This is a genomic window from Streptomyces sp. NPDC006393 (genome assembly GCF_040628575.1).
Taxonomy (GTDB): domain Bacteria; phylum Actinomycetota; class Actinomycetes; order Streptomycetales; family Streptomycetaceae; genus Streptomyces.
The window spans coordinates 1-14,420 of sequence record NZ_JBEXZD010000048.1 but is presented as its reverse complement, the minus strand read 5'-3'; the positions used below and the strand labels follow the sequence as shown (position 1 = coordinate 14,420).

13 protein-coding genes are annotated in these 14,420 nt (G+C 71.1%); 11 read left to right on the top strand and 2 right to left on the bottom strand.

Going from position 1 to position 14,420, the window contains the following annotated elements:
• Nucleotides 1-40 precede the first annotated feature (40 nt).
• From ABZ484_RS20815 to ABZ484_RS20800, 4 genes are all read left to right on the top strand, one after another.
• Nucleotides 41-847 (top strand): alpha/beta hydrolase, encoded by an 807-nt coding sequence (locus ABZ484_RS20815; RefSeq protein ID WP_358867369.1) that lies wholly within the window; start codon nucleotides 41-43, stop codon nucleotides 845-847.
• A 550-nt stretch (nucleotides 848-1,397) separates the two neighbouring features.
• Complete coding sequence (locus tag ABZ484_RS20810) at nucleotides 1,398-1,652, top strand: hypothetical protein (RefSeq protein WP_358867368.1); 255 nt, start codon at nucleotides 1,398-1,400, stop codon at nucleotides 1,650-1,652.
• Nucleotides 1,653-1,728: 76 nt separating this feature from the next.
• Nucleotides 1,729-1,989, top strand: coding sequence for a hypothetical protein (locus ABZ484_RS20805; protein ID WP_358867367.1), 261 nt, complete (start codon nucleotides 1,729-1,731; stop codon nucleotides 1,987-1,989).
• A gap of 39 nt (nucleotides 1,990-2,028) precedes the next feature.
• On the top strand, nucleotides 2,029-3,420 hold the full coding sequence (locus ABZ484_RS20800; protein WP_358867366.1) for an FAD-dependent oxidoreductase: 1,392 nt from the start codon (nucleotides 2,029-2,031) through the stop codon (nucleotides 3,418-3,420).
• A gap of 220 nt (nucleotides 3,421-3,640) precedes the next feature.
• On the opposite strand, the gene ABZ484_RS20795 is transcribed toward ABZ484_RS20800, so the two are convergent.
• The gene (locus ABZ484_RS20795; protein ID WP_358867365.1) at nucleotides 3,641-4,393 is read right to left on the bottom strand and encodes an SDR family NAD(P)-dependent oxidoreductase; all 753 of its coding nucleotides are present in this window, start codon (nucleotides 4,391-4,393) and stop codon (nucleotides 3,641-3,643) included.
• A 457-nt stretch (nucleotides 4,394-4,850) separates the two neighbouring features.
• On the opposite strand from ABZ484_RS20795, the gene ABZ484_RS20790 reads away from it, so the two are divergent.
• Nucleotides 4,851-6,323, top strand: a complete 1,473-nt coding sequence (locus ABZ484_RS20790) for an NAD(P)/FAD-dependent oxidoreductase (protein ID WP_358867364.1) — start codon at nucleotides 4,851-4,853, stop codon at nucleotides 6,321-6,323.
• A 138-nt stretch (nucleotides 6,324-6,461) separates the two neighbouring features.
• Nucleotides 6,462-6,740: a hypothetical protein gene (locus ABZ484_RS20785; protein WP_358867363.1), complete on the top strand. Its 279-nt coding sequence runs from the start codon at nucleotides 6,462-6,464 to the stop codon at nucleotides 6,738-6,740.
• A gap of 8 nt (nucleotides 6,741-6,748) precedes the next feature.
• Here ABZ484_RS20785 and ABZ484_RS20780 read toward each other — a convergent pair whose 3' ends face one another.
• Nucleotides 6,749-7,462, bottom strand: a complete 714-nt coding sequence (locus ABZ484_RS20780; RefSeq protein WP_358867362.1) for an alpha/beta fold hydrolase — start codon at nucleotides 7,460-7,462, stop codon at nucleotides 6,749-6,751.
• Nucleotides 7,463-7,746: 284 nt separating this feature from the next.
• Here ABZ484_RS20780 and ABZ484_RS20775 point away from each other — a divergent pair, with 284 nt between their 5' ends.
• The 5 genes from ABZ484_RS20775 to ABZ484_RS20755 all read left to right on the top strand — a co-directional run bounded on the left by ABZ484_RS20775 (nucleotide 7,747) and on the right by ABZ484_RS20755 (nucleotide 14,292).
• Nucleotides 7,747-8,562: a class I SAM-dependent methyltransferase gene (locus ABZ484_RS20775; protein WP_358867407.1), complete on the top strand. Its 816-nt coding sequence runs from the start codon at nucleotides 7,747-7,749 to the stop codon at nucleotides 8,560-8,562.
• Nucleotides 8,563-8,773: 211 nt separating this feature from the next.
• Nucleotides 8,774-9,880, top strand: coding sequence for a hypothetical protein (locus ABZ484_RS20770; protein ID WP_358867361.1), 1,107 nt, complete (start codon nucleotides 8,774-8,776; stop codon nucleotides 9,878-9,880).
• A 205-nt stretch (nucleotides 9,881-10,085) separates the two neighbouring features.
• Complete coding sequence (locus ABZ484_RS20765) at nucleotides 10,086-11,609, top strand: SMI1/KNR4 family protein (protein WP_358867406.1); 1,524 nt, start codon at nucleotides 10,086-10,088, stop codon at nucleotides 11,607-11,609.
• A 307-nt stretch (nucleotides 11,610-11,916) separates the two neighbouring features.
• Nucleotides 11,917-12,711 carry an SDR family oxidoreductase gene (locus tag ABZ484_RS20760; protein ID WP_358867360.1) on the top strand — a complete coding sequence of 265 codons (795 nt, stop codon included), beginning with the start codon at nucleotides 11,917-11,919 and terminating at the stop codon, nucleotides 12,709-12,711.
• A gap of 138 nt (nucleotides 12,712-12,849) precedes the next feature.
• Nucleotides 12,850-14,292, top strand: coding sequence for a PLP-dependent aminotransferase family protein (locus ABZ484_RS20755; RefSeq protein WP_358867359.1), 1,443 nt, complete (start codon nucleotides 12,850-12,852; stop codon nucleotides 14,290-14,292).
• Nucleotides 14,293-14,420: the final 128 nt, after the last annotated feature.

Sequence of the window (14,420 nt, the reverse complement as noted above, 5' to 3'; positions counted from 1 at the left end):
ATGCGGGGAGCATGCGCGGTGCGGGGCCCGGGAGGTCGGCGTGAGGAACATCGCGGATGCCGGTGAACTCGGACGGGTCGAGTTCACCGGCTCGCAGGGCCGGTCTCTTGCCGCACGCCTCGATCTGCCCGACGCCGCACCGCGCGCCTACGCGCTGTTCGCCCACTGCTTCACGTGCGGCAAGGACTCCGTCGCCGCCGCACGGGTCTCCCGCGCGATGGCCAGGCGCGAAGTGGCCGTGCTCCGGCTGGACTTCACAGGGCTGGGCGAGTCGGACGGGGATTTCGGCAACACCGACTTCTCGTCGAACGTCGAGGACCTCGTCAGGGCGGCCGACCATCTCCGGCAGCGCTTCACCGCTCCGGCGCTGCTCGTCGGCCACTCTCTGGGCGGCGCGGCGGTGCTGGCCGCCGCGCGGCGCGTGCCCGAGGTGCGGGCGGTGGCGACGATCGGCGCGCCGGCCGATCCCGCCCACGTCGCCCATCTGCTCGCCGGGAGCAGAGCGGAGATCGAACGGACGGGAGAGGCCCGGGTGCGGCTGGGTGGCCGCGTGTTCCGTATCCGCCGGGAGTTCCTCGACGACATCGCCGAGCAGCCCCAGGCCGCTCGGATCGCCCGGCTGGGTGCTCCGCTTCTGGTGATGCACGCGCCCGAGGACGAGTTGGTGGGTGTCGAGAACGCCCGGCTCATCTTCGACGCGGCTCGTCATCCGAAGAGCTTCGTCGCTCTGGACGGCGCGAACCACCTGCTGACCGCGCCGCGTGACGCGGAGTTCGTGGCGGAGGTGCTCGCCGCGTGGTGCGGGCGCTACATCGGCGCGTCCGCGCGTGCCGGTCTCCCCGAGTGACCTGCGGCGGTCGCCGCTCATGAGCAGAGCCCGCCGGTGCCGTACGAGCGGGTGGCGAGGCGGTGTCCCGCAGCCGCCGGAGGGGAGCGCGGGACGTGGACCCGTACGACGGATCCGTTGATCGGCTCGGATCAGTTGATCGGCCGTGATCACGAACGTCATCGTATGTCCGCGTTCGCGGCGTCGATCCGGGTCCCGCGCGGCTCGCGGAGGCCGGCTGTCACGCTGATCCAGGACGCTGATCCAGGACGCATCCGCACCCGACCTCCCCGGGACGCCGGTCCGTACCCGAGCCGCGCGCCGTGTCCGTGTCCGGGCAAGGAGGTGTGGTTCTCGACGCGTCAGCCGTTCCGGGACGACTGTCGCCGGGCTCCTCGGATCGGGGCCCCTCCGGCCGCCCTGCCAGCGGCTATTACAGCTGCCTATAGCGCCTCACAGGGACCCGTCTGGGGATCTTCTGGCATTCCGCGCCCGGGACCTCGCTTACTTGAACCATCCGGCTCGCACCCCGCTTCCTCGTTCCCCGTCGTCTCCCTCTGGAGGGTTCACCGTGACCGCCACCGACCCGGCGTACTTCACCGCCTTCGGCATCGTCCCGGGCGACGGCATCCACATCGTCCGGGAGGAGGCACTGGGCCTCAACCGGGCCCGCCATCTGGCGCTCACCCACGGCTCGTTCACCGCCGAGCAGGCCGAACGTGCGTCAGCCGCCGTATCGCCGAGGGAACGCAACTCGGCATGGCCGTCGAAGGACTCTCCGCCGCCGACCTCGCGCACCGGAGAAAGGGGTAAGGGCCGGGTCTGACCGAGTCCTCTCGGCGTCATGTCCGGTCCGTGGCGCCGCTTCCCCACCACCGCCCACCACCGAAAGGGACTACCCCATGTCCACACTGCCCCAGATCGAGCCCGGCGCGGCCACCGGAGAGGCCGCGACCCTGCTGGCGCAGATACAGAAGACGCTCGGGTCCGTGCCGAACATGGCCAAGGTCATGGCGAACAGTCCGGCCCTCCTCAAGGGCTGGTTCGAGCTGTCCCGCGCACTCGGCGGCGGTGTGCTGCCCGCGCCGGTACGCGAACGGCTCGCCATCGCCGCCGACACCGACAACGAGTGGCCCGTCGTCACTCCCCGCGGCCTCTCCTGAGCCGGTTTCCCTGACTGCTTCTCACACCGGACGGTAGCGATGAACAACAAGACGCTGCATGCCGACATCCTCGTGATCGGCTTCGGCAAGGGCGGAAAGACGGTGGCCGCGCGCATGGGCGGTCTCGGCCGGAAGGTCGTGCTCGTCGAGCAGTCGGACCGCATGTACGGCGGCACCTGCCCCAACGTCGGCTGCGTGCCGACCAAGGCACTGGTTCACCACTCCGGCAGGCGCCGCCCCGGCGACTCGGCACAGGACTGGTACGAGCGTTCCGTCGGCCAGGTCCAGTCCCTCACAAGCCTCTTCCGGTCCGGCAACTACGACGGCCTGAACGGCATGGACACCGTCACGGTGATCACCGGACGGGCCACGTTCACCGACCCGCACACCGTCACCGTGGGCGAGGGTCACACCCGCCTCACCATCACCGGCGACACGATCCTCATCAACACCGGCTCCGAGCCCGTGATCCCCGACGTGCCGGGGCTGCGGACCAGCGGCTTCCTCCTGACGAGCACCGAACTGATCGAGACCACCACCCTGCCGAAACGACTGGCGATCATCGGCGGTGGCTACCTGGGCCTCGAGTTCGCCTCCATCTACCGCCGCTTCGGATCCGAGGTGACGCTCTTCGAGGCCGCCCCCCGCATTCTCGGCGGACAGGACGACGACGTCGCCGCCGCTGTGGAGGCCATTCTCACGGACGACGGCATCCAGATCGTGACCGGGGCACGCCTGCTGGAGGTGAACGACGGCCTGAGCGAGGCCACCGTCGTCTACGAGCGCAACGGCTCCAAGCACGCCGTCGACGCCGAGGCCGTCCTGGTCGCCACCGGTCGCCGGCCGGCCACCTCCGGGCTGGGACTTGCGGCCGCGGGTGTGCGGACGACCGGTCGGGGAGCGGTGGAGGTCGACGAGTACCTGCGCACGAGCCGGCCTCACATCTACGCGCTCGGCGACGTCAACGGCGGACCGCAGTTCACCTACATCTCCCTCGACGACAGTCGCATCGTCCTGGACCAGCTCATCGGCGAGGGCCGGCGCACGACCACGGACCGGATCGCCGTACCGCACACATTGTTCATGACGCCACCGCTGGCCACCGTGGGACTCACCGAGAAGGAGGCCCGCGCGGCCGGACACCGGGTTAAGATCGCCAGTCAACCGGTCGCGGAGATCATCGCGATGCCTCGTGCCTACGTTGTCGAGGAAACCCGGGGGATGATGAAGTTCGTCATCGACGCCGAGACGGACGAGATCCTGGGGGCGGCCCTGCTGAGTGTGGACGCCCAGGAGATGGTCAACACCGTCGCCCTGGCCATGCGCCATCGGGTGCGAGCGGCGGAACTCCGGGACGCCATCTACACCCACCCGAGCTCCACCGAGGCGTTCAACGACGTCCTGGGCACGATCGTCCGGGCCGACCAGTAGGCCGATCGGATTCGGCGTCGCCGGTGGTCACGACACCGGTGCGGCCTCAGGTCGGCCGGCCTGCCGTGGCCCCGCGTGCTTCCGTGCCGTGCTTCCGGGATACCGTCGCCCCGTCGCAGTCCCGGGGGCGACGACCCCGGCCGGCGCCCGTATCTCGGGGTCGGCCGTGGCGGGGGTCCGGGACGGCGACGGTCGTGGCCGGGCCGGGCGGCGGGGTCGGTCAGACGGCGGTGCGGCCGCCGTCCACGGGCAGCACCGCGCCGTGGACGAAGCTGGCGGCGTCGCTGGCCAGGTAGGCGATCGCTTCGGCGATCTCCTGCGGTGCGGCCGGGCGCCCCGCGGGGGCCTGCGCGGCCAGGGCATCGAGGTCCTCACCCATGCCGGACGTGCCCTCCGTGCGGGTGGGGCCGGGCTCCACGGCGTTGACCCGCACACCGCGCGGCCCGAACTCCGCGGCCCACGCCTTGGTCAGCAGGTTCAGCGCCGCCTTGCTGGACCCGTACAGCGCCATCCCGGCGACGCCGTACTCGGCGACCATGGTGCTGACGTTCACCACCGCCCCGTACCCGCGTTCGGCCATCGCCGGGGCGAGGGCCGCCACCAGGCGGAACGGTGCCTTGACGTTCAGGTCGTAGACCGTGTCCACATCGTTCGGGGACACCTGCTCCGTGGGACCGAAGGGGAAGACGCCCGCGTTGTTGACCAGGATGTCCACACGGCCGCCCCCCAGGCCGACGGCTTCCCGGGCCAGCTGCCGCACCGACTGCTCGGTGCGCAGGTCGGCGGCGACGAAGTCGGCCTTGCCTCCCTGACCACGGATGCCGGCGACCACGGTCTCGCCGCGGGAGCGGTCACGGCCCGCGACCAGGACGTGAGCGCCCCGCTCAGCCATCAGAGCCGCGGTGGCGGCACCAATGCCGCTGGTCGCCCCGGTCACCAGTGCTACGCGACCGGACAGATCAAGAGAACCCATGAGTTCCGTTCCTTCGTTGTCGCAGAAAGGGTGGGCAGCAGTGGGATGCGGGAGTGCCGCGTCCGCCGCCCCGTCACCTCGTTCATGAGCTGACATGCGTGGACAAGCACGTGGCGCCGCACAGGATTCCCTTCGCGCCCTCGGCTGTGGTTAAGGCAGCCATAAGAAGCGTGTATCCCCGCGCGGCCCGGGCTGTTCACCGAACAGGCCGCGACTCGGACCGCTGCTCATGGCGTGCGTGCGGCCAAATGCGGCACTTATGGCGGCGCTTTGTGAGGCGTGTGGCGCCGCTCCGACGCATGGCAGTGGCCGCGCGGTTATATGACGCGGAGGGCGCACCGGCCTGCTGTCGACGCTGCGGGCGGCGGGAGATCCCCATGGCCGGTCCTCACCCGGAATTCCCATGACCGACCCGAACCGTGAGTGTCGACCGGCCCGGCTCACGAGCGAGGAAACGATGAGCGAAACACGTGACAACCAGGGAAGCGCCACATACGACGTGATCGTTCTGGGCGCCGGCCCGGTCGGCCAGAACGTCGCCGAGCGTGCCCGCGCCGCGGGCCTTGCCGTAGCCGTCGTGGAGCGGGAGCTCGTCGGCGGTGAATGCTCCTACTGGGCATGTGTCCCCAGCAAGGCGTTGCTGCGGCCGGTCATCGCGCTCGCCGACGTCCGCCGCGTGGACGGCGCCCGGCAGGCCGTCACCGGTCGGCTCGACACCGACCGGGTCTTCGCCCGCCGTGACCACTACGTCACAGAGTGGGACGACAGTGGGCAGGCCGAGTGGGTCAAGTCCATCGGCGCGGACCTCTTCCGCGGCCATGGCCGCCTGGACGGTCCTCGCCGTGTCAGCGTCACCCGCGAAGACGGCGCCCGCCAGACCCTCATCGCCCGGCACGCGGTCGCCATCGCCACCGGCAGCCGTCCGGCCCTGCCGGACATTCCCGGCATCGAAGAGGCCCGGCCCTGGACCAACCGGCACGGCACCGACGCGACCACCGTGCCGGCCCGGCTCGCCATCGTGGGCGGCGGCGGAGTGGGCGTGGAGATGGCCACCCTCTGGCAGGGGCTCGGTTCCCGCGTCACCCTGATCGCCCGCCGCCGCCTCGTCCCCCGCATGGAGCCCTTCGCGGGCGAACTGATCGAACGCGGCCTGACCGAGGCGGGCGCGGACGTGCGCACCGGCGTCCAGGTCACCGCCGTGCGCCGCCCCGACCCGAGCGGGCCGGTCACCCTCACCCTCGACGACGGCAGCGAGCTGGAGACCGACGAGGTCATGTTCGCCACCGGCCGCACCCCCAGCACCGACGACATCGGCCTGGACACCGTCGGCCTGACGCCCGGCTCCTGGCTCGACGTGGACACCACCTGCCTCGTGCGCGGCATCGACGGCTCCTGGCTCTACGCCCTGGGCGACGTCAACCACCGCGCCCTGCTCACCCACCAGGGCAAGTACCAGGGCCGCACCGCCGGCGACGCCATCGCCGCCCGCGCCGCCGGCCGCCGCCTGGACGACGCCGACTGGGGCGACCACGCCACTACCGCCGACCAGCACGCCGTCCCGCAGGTCTTCTTCACCGACCCCGAAGCGGCCGCTGTAGGCCTGTCCGCCGAAGAGGCGGCCGCCGCGGGTCACCGCGTCAAGACCATCGACCTGGACTTCAACGCCGCCCAGGGCGCCAACCTTTACGCCGACGGGTACCAGGGCCACGCCCGGATGGTCGTCGACCTCGACCGGGAGGTGCTCCTCGGAGTGACCTTCGTCGGCTCGGCGGTCAGCGAGCTGCTGCACTCGGCGACCGTCGCGGTGGCGGGCGAGGTCCCGCTCAAGCGGCTCAGGCACGCGGTCTCCTGCTTCCCGACCGTCAGCGAGATCTGGCTCTTCCTCCTCGCCGCGTACCAGCGCGAGAAAGAGACGTCACAGACTCCTTGAGCAACGCCGCCGCGCCGGCTGCGTGATGCCCGCCGGTCGCCCTGCCGAGAGCTGACCGAACCGATGTCGGCGCTTGACGTCGTAGAGCCGTTCGGGCGGCCGTTCGGGCTCGCAGATCTGGAGAGGACATGGCCGCGGATGAAGATCACCGTCTCCTCCGACATGGACGAACCCGTGGCCCTTCGGTGGTGGCGCAGGACGCACTGGGCGGCGTCTTCGCTCTCGGGCCAAGAAGTGTTCCACCTTGCGCTCATGGCGACGATGCAGGCAGCGGTCGACGAGTCAGGCGACCGTCCGCTCCACGTCCAGCGGTGGCGACCCAGCCGCCGGGAGGATTCGATGCGCGCGGCAGGTTCCGGCCGAACCGGCCTCTGCATGGAAGAACCCGTGCAGTTCCCTGCGCGTCATGGCCTGTGACCGCGCGGTCATGGCCAGCGGGCAGGACGGGAGTCCTCGTCCGGCAGCAGAAACACGGAAACCACCCTTGTGAACGCCTGCGGCGCTGCGCGGTGGATCAGGTGTCCGACGGGGATGGTTTCCACTTGCCCGCCAGGGATGCGGCGGGCGAGCTCAGCGATGCCGTCCTGGGGCACATGGCTGCCCGGGCCGCCGGCCACCACAAGGGTCGCGGCGGTGATCTGGCTGAGTCGCTCCAGCCACCTGGGGTCGGGCAGGTCGATCTGCCTCCTGATGGCCAGCACCATCTCCCAGTCGAAGGTCAGGTCGCCGTCCGGCCTGGTCGGGGTGGTCTGCTCCCGGGGACGCGGGACCGGAACATCCTCCAGGACGAGCCGGCTCACCCGCTGCGGATGGTCCTCCGCCAGAAGGTAGGCCACGATCCCGCCCATGGAGTGCCCGATCAGATCCACTCGGCCGAGCCCCAGGGCGTCAAGGAACCGGAGCACATCGGCCTGCATCAGTTCCAGCGAGTAGTCCCCTGGCCAATCGCTGCGGCCGTGACCACGAAGATCGAGGGCATACAACCGTCGGCTGCGGGCGAGGGCGGGCGTCACCGTCTCCCAGTCGTTGGCATCCTCGCCCAGCGCGTGCAACAGGACGAGCGGCGGAGCATCCGGCGGACCCGACACCTGATAGGCGAGCCGGACCCCACCCGCGTCGACCGAACGGTGATCAACCATGTCCGGAGGATAGACGCAAGGCCCTGCCGGAGGATCGTCGTTCACCAGCAGCCGAACCGCCCTCGAGCCCAGTCACCCACCCACCGGTACGCGGCCTGCCCATTCGCCACCCCCACCGTGAGGTGATCGACGCGATCGCCTTGGAGTCCCGGACGGGAACGCGGTGGGTCCATCTGCCGGAGGAGTCGAACGACGGGCCCCAGCGCCCCTCATCATGCCCCTTGGCATCAATCATCTAGTCTGGCGCGGTGACTGATGCGCAGGAGCGGGTGCAGCCGTCGGGAGTGTGGGCCACGGCGGTGGGAGTGGCCAGAGTGCGGGCGCTGGAGACCGAGCGGGACGACGCGCTGTTCCGCGACCCCCTGGCACAGGCCTTCGCCACCGCCGGCGGCCTGTGGCCCTCCTCGCCGCCCCTGCCCGATGACGAGGCCGCGCGACGTCGCCGGCTGGCCGTGTCGTTCTCCATCGTCATCAGGACGAAGTTCCTCGACGACCTGTTGCAGCAGGCCTGTGCGTCCGGGATCCGGCAGGTCGTGCTGCTCGGCGCCGGCATGGACAGCCGGGCCTTCCGGATGGACTGGCCCGAAGGCACCCGGCTGTTCGAGCTCGACACCGCCGCGCCACTGGACTTCAAGGCTTCGGTGCTGCGCCAGGAGGGGGCCGTCGCAGGCTGCGAGCGGATCACCGTCGCGGTTGATCTGCGTGATGACTGGCCAGGCGCGCTGGCCGCCGCAGGGCACGACCCGGCGGTGCCGACCGTGTGGATCGCGGAAGGGCTGCTGATCTATCTGCCTGAGGACGCGGTGGAGCTGCTGCTGGCCCGGATCAGCGCGCAGTCCGCGGCAGGCAGTCGGATGGGCCTGACGTTGGGCTCGCGCGGTGTGATCGAGCGCTTCGGCGCGGACGCCGTGCCGGGATCGGCGGCGTCCATGTGGGTCTCGGAGATGCCCGACGACCCGGTGAGCTGGCTGGCCGGGCACGGCTGGGAGGCCGGCTGCCACACCCTGCGCGAACGCGCTGCCGCCTACGGCCGCCCGATCAGCACCCCGCCGCAGCGCGAGGAGCGACCCGGCGGACTGATCTCGGCGGTCCGCCGGTAGAGCGTCTCCCCAGGGGTGTGGTCGCCAGTCATTCGCCGTGAACCAAGTCTCAGCGTGCACGCACCACACAAGTCGAGCCGGAGCCACACTTACCCGGGCTGCGTTGATGCTCCACGACGGTGCGGGTGCCGTTCCCGCAACGCATGAGAAAACATGTTGGCCGACTGCCGACGAGCTGCGACGATGCGTCCGTTTCCCTCGCGGAGGACCTTTGTTCGTTTTCGTGTGTGCGAGATGCGGCGCCGAGTTGACCGCCGCGCTGTCCCAGGTCTCACTGCCAGTCCACGCCCGTCAGCGCTACGGGAACGGGGCCCAGCTTCCGGTGCTCATGGAGTCCGGGACGTTTGCCGTGGACCCGGACCCCTGGGGAGGGCCGCGGCTGATGTGGGACGAGATCGATCCGGGCGAGGCGGAGGAACGCGGCATCTACGCGCCCGTCCACGCCCTGTCCGACAGCATGCCGGGGGCGAGTGTCATCGCGCCCGGTGATATTCGTGGAACCCGGCTGATTCCTGAGAAGCGCGGCGGTGCCTGTTGTGGCCTCGACGGAGCCGACGGGCCCAACATGGCCTGCGAGACGTGCGACCTCCCCGTGGCGACCAGGGTCGACGACTGCTCGCTCTGGCAGGCAGTGCGGCTCAACCCGGACGCCGTGCATCGCGTCCCCGTCTACGGTGCCCACGCTGCGCCCCTCTCCTGGGCGGAGCTGGCAGAGACGGCGGAGAAGACGCCCCCGTTCGAGCCGATTGCCACGTGGGGAGGACGGTCGGGGTCGAACCACTACTGGTCGTGGAGCCCGCGGTGGGAGGCGGCAGCCGGCCATGCGCTCGCCCACCTGCTGGTTGCCTCCCAAGGGCAGCCGGTGAAGGTGCCGGGCGGTCTGACCGCGGACGTGTTCCAACGTGCGCTCGACGCCCTGCTGCCGACGGGCCCCCCGAAGCGGCGCGCCGTCCTGGCTGGACCGGGACAGCCCTCCCCGGACGCCAGCGTCGACATCCTCCTCGTACCGGTCCATCCCCAGACAGGTCAGACCTGGACCCCCGCCGGCCCCACTGCGTCGCCATGCCTGGTGCCCCTGCCGCTGGGGGTGTGGCTGTGGCTGGTCTCTCCCCAGCCGTACCTGCCGGTTCCCGCGTCAGGCCGCATACCCCAGGACGTACTCCGCGACGACCCGCTTCCGCTGCTCCCCGACCACCTGTTCCGGGCCGACCGGGGAACGTTCCACCACACCTTGGTCCGGCTGCCCGCCGTCCGCAGCCCGTGGCTGCGCACGATCCTCGAGAACCTCACGCAAGGCACCTCGGCCGACCTCTTCTAGTGCGGTGACCGAGAGAGTTGGCCGGGTCTCGGCCGGGTTGGCGCTGACGAGCTCTGCGGGGGCCTCCAGGGCAGCGCCGTGGATGATCGGAGGCGGCAGCGGTGAATCGTCGGTGCCGGGTGCCGGTCGCTCTGTCGCAGCCTGCTGACATGATCGTCCGAACAGTGCGGACGAGAGGGCGGGTATGGACCTGGCGGTGGACGAGATGGCACAGCAGATCACGGCGGAGGTCGTCGCCCAGGCGCCGGAGGGCTGGACGGAGTGCGTGCTGCGGGGGCGCGGAAGCCGGACGGGCGTCGGCCTGTTCGGCGCCGGGTACGTGGTGCCGAGCCGTCCGGGCTCCTTCTTCGACATACCGTTTCCGCACCAGGGCCTCGCCTCACTGGCGTCCTGGTTTCGGGACACCCGCGGCTGGGAGGCCATCGTCCTGGAGCTGACCTGCCGCCCGTCGGGTGCCTTCGAGCTGGTGGTGTTCCGGGACGCGCTGCAGCCCGGGGGCGGCGCCGAGGACGGTTGGACACTGACCGTCGACCCCGGCTTCCAACCGTCCGAACCGGGCGCGGCCGACGGCGCAGAACCGTCCGAGCTGCGCCAGGCCGGGGACCCGGCGGAGGCGGTGGAGCGGTTGCGCGCTGTGCTCCGGCAGCACGCCGAACGCAGCGGCGCGGCACCGGAGATGCCAACGCCCGTCACCGAGGCTCAGCTCGCCGCCGCCGAGCGCCACCTCGGCCGGCCGCTGCCCGCGGACCTGCGGGCGCTCTACCTGGAGGCGGACGGGGATGGCGGCAGCGAGGCGCTGGCCGGATACTGCTGGCTGTCGCTCGACGAGGCCATGGCCGAGCGCGACGACCACATCGGTGTGCCGACCTGGTTCGGCTGGGAGCTGGGCTGGCGCCAGGTGATCTTCGACGCCGACCCGCCGAACACGGTGCGCCGTTGCTCGGGGCATCCGGGCTGGCTTCCGTTCGCCACCTGGTTCGACGGCAATTTCCTCGCCGTGGACCTCGCGCCTGCCGCGGACGGCCGCCCCGGCCAGGTGATCGAGGTCGGCCGCGACTTCGACGACGGCCCGTGCTATGTCGCTTCCTCCGTCACCGCCTGGCTCGGCCAGGCCCTGGGCCGGCCCGATCCGCACGCCCCGCAGCCGTCCGGGGACGCCGCGAGCCAGTTGGTGATCTCAGCCCTGGACGAGGGGCTCGCACCGGGCGTCCAGGCGATCCATCTCAATGACGCCCCGTCGCCCGTCGACCTCGTCCCGCTCTCCGCCACCCCGCACCTGCGGCGCCTGCACCTCAACCGATGCGCCACCGCCGACCTGTCCCCCGTGACAGCGCTCCCCGTCGAGGACCTGGCCATCGACCTCACCTCCGAGGCCGACCTCACCCCGCTCGCCGGCCACCCGCACCTCGCCTCACTCGCCGTCGGCTCCGAGACCCCGATCGACCTCGCTCCGCTGCGCACCCTCCCTGCGCTGCGCTCTCTCGACCTGTCCCGTTGCCCCACGCCGGACTTGGCGTTGCCGGCCGATCTCCCCGGCCTGCGCTACCTCGCCCTCTCCGCCACCCAGTGGACAGCCCTGATCGCCGCCGGCCGCCTGCCCGCCCACCTTGCCGCCGCTCGCCTGGCCGGAGGCGCGCCCCTCACCGCCGCCCTCGACCTGCTCGCTGCCCTCGGCATCGACACCTCCACCGCCTACCGCCTCTCCGGCACCGTCGAGGACGCCTCCTGACGCTGTGACCACATCGGCCCACCAGGCTGGCGACGGCGCGACCTCGGGCGGTCGTATGTCGTGAGGGCCCGGACCCGGGCCTGGGGGCCTACCCGTGCCGGCGCAACCGGCACGCCCGGCACATGCGGCAACGGGGCGATCGTGGGACATCACTGAGGCGCATGGCGTAACCCTGGCGCAGGTCGTGCTGCGCCGGCACCTGCACGCTGGGAACATCGTGATCTCCGAGTCACTCACCTCGACCGCATCCGGCAGAAGGCCTCCAGCTGCCGCAGCAGCGCCACCGCATCGACGAGAAGAACCCCTCATGCAGATCGATCTCTCCGGCCGCACCGCTCTGGTCACCGGCTCCACCCAGGGCATTGGCCTCGCCATCGCCACCGGCCTGGCCCGCGCGGGAGCCCGCGTCGTCGTCAACGGGCGCGGCCAGGAGCGCGTCGCGAGCGGCGTTGGCACCGTGCGTGCCGACTCCGGCAGCGACGACGTGACCGGCGCCGTAGGCGACCTGGCGACCGACCAGGGCACCGCCGCCGTGCTGAAGGCCGTGCCCACGGTGGACATCCTGGTCAACAACCTCGGCATCTTCGGCACCGCCGCCGCGCTGGAGATCGACGACGCCGAATGGCGGCGCTACTTCGAGGTCAACGTCCTGTCCGCCGTCCGGCTCATCCGCGCATACCTGCCCGGCATGAAGGAACGCGGCTGGGGACGGATCCTCAACCTGGCCAGCGACTCGGCGGTGGCCATCCCCGCCGAAATGATCCACTACGGCATGACGAAGACCTCGCTGCTCGCCGTCAGCCGCGGGTTCGCCAAGGACGCCGCCGGCACAGGCGTCACCGTCAACGCCGTCATCGCCGGCCCGACCCACACCGGCGGAGTCGAGGAGTTCGTCCGCGAACTCGTCGGCGACAAGCTGCCCTGGGAGGAGGCGCAGCACGAGTTCATGGTCAAGTACCGCCCCCAGTCCCTGCTGCAGCGCCTCATCGAGCCCGAGGAGATCGCCAACATGGTCGTCTACCTCGCCTCGCCCCACGCCTCCGCCACCACCGGCGGCGCTCTGCGCGTCGACGGCGGCTACGTCGACTCGATCCTCCCCTGAGCCGTCGCCGACCGACGACAGTCCGATGCTCGTTCGGGTGGCCGGACACACATCGGCCTTGCCGGGAACCGCGCCGGTGGCGTGCTCGAAAGCGCGCAACGCTACGTTCTCAGTGGTATGCGCGTATCGTCCCTTCGTATGGCAGACCCCCGGACCAATTCCGCGGCCGGTCGGCCTCCCGCGTTCGGCGCGGACCTTCATGTCGAGCTGCACGGGCCCGGGCTGCGCGCAGGGCTCACGGACGCCCTGAGGGAGGCCGTGCGCACGGGGCGCCTGGCGCCCGGCAGTCGACTGCCGGCCTCCCGCTCGCTCGCCGCGGATCTCGGCGTCTCGCGCAACACCGTGGTCGAGTCCTACGTCGAGCTGGTCGCCGAGGGCTGGCTCACCGCCCGGCAGGGCTCGGGGACCCGGGTGGCCACCCGGGTCCCCGAGCCGCACAGGGCCGCGCCCGGCGCTCCTCCCGCCAGGGCGGACGAGTGCCGGCCGAGGTATGGCCTGTGGACGGGTGCACCGGACCTCGCGAATTTTCCGCGCACACAGTGGCTCGCCGCGGCCCGCCGGGCTCTGACCGCCGCGCCACACGACGCCCTCGGCTACGGCGACGCCCGCGGCCGGACGGAGCCGCGCACCGCACTCGCGGACTACCTGACGCGGGCTCGCGGGGTATACGCCGGGCCGGAGCGGATCGTCGTCTGTTCCGGTTTCCACCATGGCCTGGCGCTGATGGCGCAGGCGCTCAGGGTGCGGCGGGTGCGGGCGGTGGCCGTCGAGGCCTATGGCCTCGACCTGTATCGCGACCTGCTGAGGCGTGCCGGTCTGCACACTGCGCCCCTCTACGTCGACGAACACGGCGCGCGCATCGACGACCTCGCGCGACTGCCCGGAGTGGGCGCGGTACTGCTGACCCCGGCGCACCAGTACCCGACGGGGGTCGCGCTCTGCCCGGAGCGGCGCACGGCGGTGGTCGACTGGGCCCGCGCCACGGGCGGCCTGATCCTGGAGGACGACTATGACGGGGAGTTCCGGTACGACCGTCAGCCGGTGGGGGCCCTGCAGGGGCTCGATCCGGAGCGGGTGGTGTACTTCGGTTCCGTGAGCAAGTCCCTGGCGCCGGGGATACGGCTCGGATGGATGGTGCTGCCGGAGGAACTCGTCCCGGAGATCGTGACGGCCAAAGGGCACGGCGATTACATGACGAGCACCCTGGAGCAGCTGACGCTGGCGGAATTCATCGTCTCGGGTGCGTACGACCGTCATGTGCGCTCGATGCGGCTGCGCTACCGGCGTCGCCGCGATCAGCTGGTCGAGGTCCTGCGCCAGAGGGCTCCCGGCATTCGTGTGACCGGGATGGCCGCGGGACTGCAGACGGTTCTGGAACTCCCGCGTGGAACCGAAGGCTCGGTGGTCCAGGCCGCGGCCCGGCAAGGTCTGGCGATCAGGGGGTTGACGCAGTTCCGCTACGAGGCGCCGGACTGCGGATGGCAGTTCCTTGAACGGGACGCCCTTGTGTTCAACTACGCGGCGCCCTCGGACAGCGCGTGGGCAGGCGCACTGGACGCACTGTGCGGGGTGCTGCCCTAGAAGAGCCCTCGCAATCTTGCTTTGTCCGAAGAATTGGTCCGGGAAACTGTCATGGAAATGGACCATACTCCGGTGCCACCGGGTGCGTAGCGTTACCGGCATGAGCACGGACAAAGCATATGAAAATC

Bases quoted from the DNA above. Each gene is read 5' to 3' on its own strand.
- ABZ484_RS20755 (WP_358867359.1), top strand. From the start codon at position 12,850: ATGGCAGACCCCCGGACCAATTCCGCGGCCGGTCGGCCTCCCGCGTTC.
- ABZ484_RS20760 (WP_358867360.1), top strand. From the start codon at position 11,917: ATGCAGATCGATCTCTCCGGCCGCACCGCTCTGGTCACCGGCTCCACC.
- ABZ484_RS20780 (WP_358867362.1), bottom strand. From the start codon at position 7,462: ATGGTTGATCACCGTTCGGTCGACGCGGGTGGGGTCCGGCTCGCCTAT.
- ABZ484_RS20805 (WP_358867367.1), top strand. From the start codon at position 1,729: ATGTCCACACTGCCCCAGATCGAGCCCGGCGCGGCCACCGGAGAGGCC.
- ABZ484_RS20790 (WP_358867364.1), top strand. From the start codon at position 4,851: ATGAGCGAAACACGTGACAACCAGGGAAGCGCCACATACGACGTGATC.
- ABZ484_RS20785 (WP_358867363.1), top strand. From the start codon at position 6,462: ATGAAGATCACCGTCTCCTCCGACATGGACGAACCCGTGGCCCTTCGG.
- ABZ484_RS20800 (WP_358867366.1), top strand. From the start codon at position 2,029: ATGAACAACAAGACGCTGCATGCCGACATCCTCGTGATCGGCTTCGGC.
- ABZ484_RS20765 (WP_358867406.1), top strand. From the start codon at position 10,086: ATGGCACAGCAGATCACGGCGGAGGTCGTCGCCCAGGCGCCGGAGGGC.
- ABZ484_RS20795 (WP_358867365.1), bottom strand. From the start codon at position 4,393: ATGGGTTCTCTTGATCTGTCCGGTCGCGTAGCACTGGTGACCGGGGCG.